General features: G+C 66.5%; 3 protein-coding genes. 2 read left to right on the forward strand and 1 reads right to left on the reverse strand.

All coding sequences use genetic code 11. The features are described from left to right. Positions 1–378 (reverse strand): DUF805 domain-containing protein (locus DBR10_RS03960; RefSeq protein WP_108556151.1); only part of this gene is annotated, 378 nt, incomplete at its 3' end. Positions 379–537: 159 nt separating this feature from the next. Between DBR10_RS03960 and DBR10_RS03965 the strand changes: the two genes are divergently transcribed. Together DBR10_RS03965 and DBR10_RS03970 are read left to right on the forward strand one after the other, a co-directional pair. Beyond that, positions 538–912, forward strand: coding sequence for a hypothetical protein (locus tag DBR10_RS03965; protein WP_335582545.1), 375 nt, complete (start codon positions 538–540; stop codon positions 910–912). After that, positions 909–1,880, forward strand: coding sequence for a sterol desaturase family protein (locus DBR10_RS03970; RefSeq protein WP_108556150.1), 972 nt, complete (start codon positions 909–911; stop codon positions 1,878–1,880). Before DBR10_RS03965 ends, DBR10_RS03970 begins: the two co-directional genes overlap by 4 nt. Positions 1,881–1,949 lie beyond the last annotated feature (69 nt).

Consider the following 1,949-nt stretch of genomic DNA (forward strand, 5'->3'; position numbering starts at 1 on the left):
CCCATGCCGATTGGGACCAGGGGTGCCGTCGAGCAGGGTGAAGATGAAGATCACGAAGCCGCCGAACGGGATCAGGTGCAGCAGCATCCAGAAGCCGGACTTGTCGCTGTCGTGCAGTCGCCGCACCGTGACCGCGAGGCTGGGAATGATCATGGCCAGCCAGAACAGGATCAGCGCGAAGGCCAGCAGGCCGCCGAGCAGATTGGGTTCTTTCCCCGGCACGTCGAGCGTGTCGACGCTCGCCCCTGTTATGCCGACCAGGATGGCCAGGCCGACCGTCACCAGAAACTGGAACAGCGTGAACAGCCAGAATTCCGACCGGCGCGCGCGGCCCTCGAACTGGGCGTATTTGCGCAGCGGCTCAAACATCAACGACATGCAAATCTCCCCCGACACGTCAGGCGGTCATGGCGCCATATTTGCGCGCTGCGGTAAAGCACGGATCGGGGAGGGACCCCAAAGCCGCGCTTGACCGATCCCCCGCCGTCCCCGACGCTGGACAAAAAAGGGGAGGACAGCGTCAGCTTGGAAAAAGCGTTGCTGATTCAATTGCTCGGCTCGGCGGTGGCGATCTCCGCCCTGGTCGGGCTCGCGGCCTGGGCGCGGATCGCCCGGCCGACACCGCCGCTCGACTCTGCCGGGCTGAACGCCCTGCTGGCCGAGGAGTTTCCCGACCACCGGCCGTCCGCCGTCTGGATCTCGGCCGACGGGGCCGGGGCCCTGGCGCGGGACGGGGACCAGGTCCTCGTGCTCTGGCGTCGTGGTGACGGCTATATCGCCCGCGATACCCGCTGGTCCGCCGTCGCCGCCGCCACACCGCAGCAGGGGAAGCTGAAGCTGGTCCTGGCCGATGCCGCGCCGGTCTTTTCCGTCACCGGCCCGGTCTGGCCGCCGCAGGAGCTTGCCGCATGAAGGCCGAGTTCGATCCCGTCCAGATGGCGATCCCGTTCTTTGTGCTGGCCATCATCCTGGAAATCGCCCTGGCGCGCCTGGGCAAGGCCAAGGCCAATTACGAGACCCGCGACACGGCCACCTCCCTGGCCATGGGCCTGGGCAGCACGGTCGCAGGGCTGTTCACTGGCGGGCTGATCTTCGCTGCAGCCCTGTGGGCCTATGAGCACCGCCTGTTCACGATCCCGATGACGGCGATCTGGGCCTGGGTGGTGCTCTTCTTCGCCGAGGACCTGACCTATTACTGGTTCCACCGTCTGGCGCACGAGCGGCGCTTCTGGTGGGCCAGCCATGTGAACCACCACACCTCGACCCACTACAACCTCTCGACCGCCCTGCGGCAGACCTGGACGGGCGGCGTCGCCGGCACCTGGCTGCTGTGGCTGCCCCTGTCGTTCCTCGGTTTCCCGCCGGCCATGGTGGCCATCCAGAAAGGCATCAGCCTCGTCTACCAGTTCTGGATCCATACCGAGGCGGTCAAACGCATGCCGCGCTGGTTCGAGGCGGTGTTTAACACACCCTCGCATCACCGGGTCCATCACGCCCGCAACGCCCGCTATCTGGACGCCAACTATGCCGGCATCCTGATCATCTGGGACCGGATGTTCGGCACCTTCATCCCCGAGGTCGACGAGGAGCCCTGCCGCTATGGCACGGTGAAAAACCTCGGCAATTTCAACCTGCTGCACAATGTCTTCCACGAGTGGGTCGGCATCGGCCGCGATGTGCTGGGCGCGAAGTCGCCGCGCGAGGTCCTGGGCTACATGTTCGGCCCGCCGGGCTGGAGCCCAGACGGCTCGCGGGAGACGTCGCACATGCTCAAGGCGAAGTGGCGGGCGCGGGTGGGCGGGCAGAAGCCTGAACCCGATCCAGAAGGCTCCGTCATTCCCGCCCTTGTGGCGGGAACCCCTGGTTCCGCTGACACGTGAAGCGCCTTGGCGCGCCAGCGCGCCACCCAGCCGCCCCTGCGGCGGATGGAGGGGCGCAAAGAAAATGCA

It is taken from the genome of Caulobacter sp. HMWF025, assembly GCF_003060965.1.
Taxonomy (GTDB): Bacteria; Pseudomonadota; Alphaproteobacteria; order Caulobacterales; family Caulobacteraceae; genus Caulobacter.

Coding starts and splice junctions, on each gene's coding strand:
- DBR10_RS03970 (WP_108556150.1), top strand. CDS start 909: ATGAAGGCCGAGTTCGATCCCGTCCAGATGGCGATCCCGTTCTTTGTG.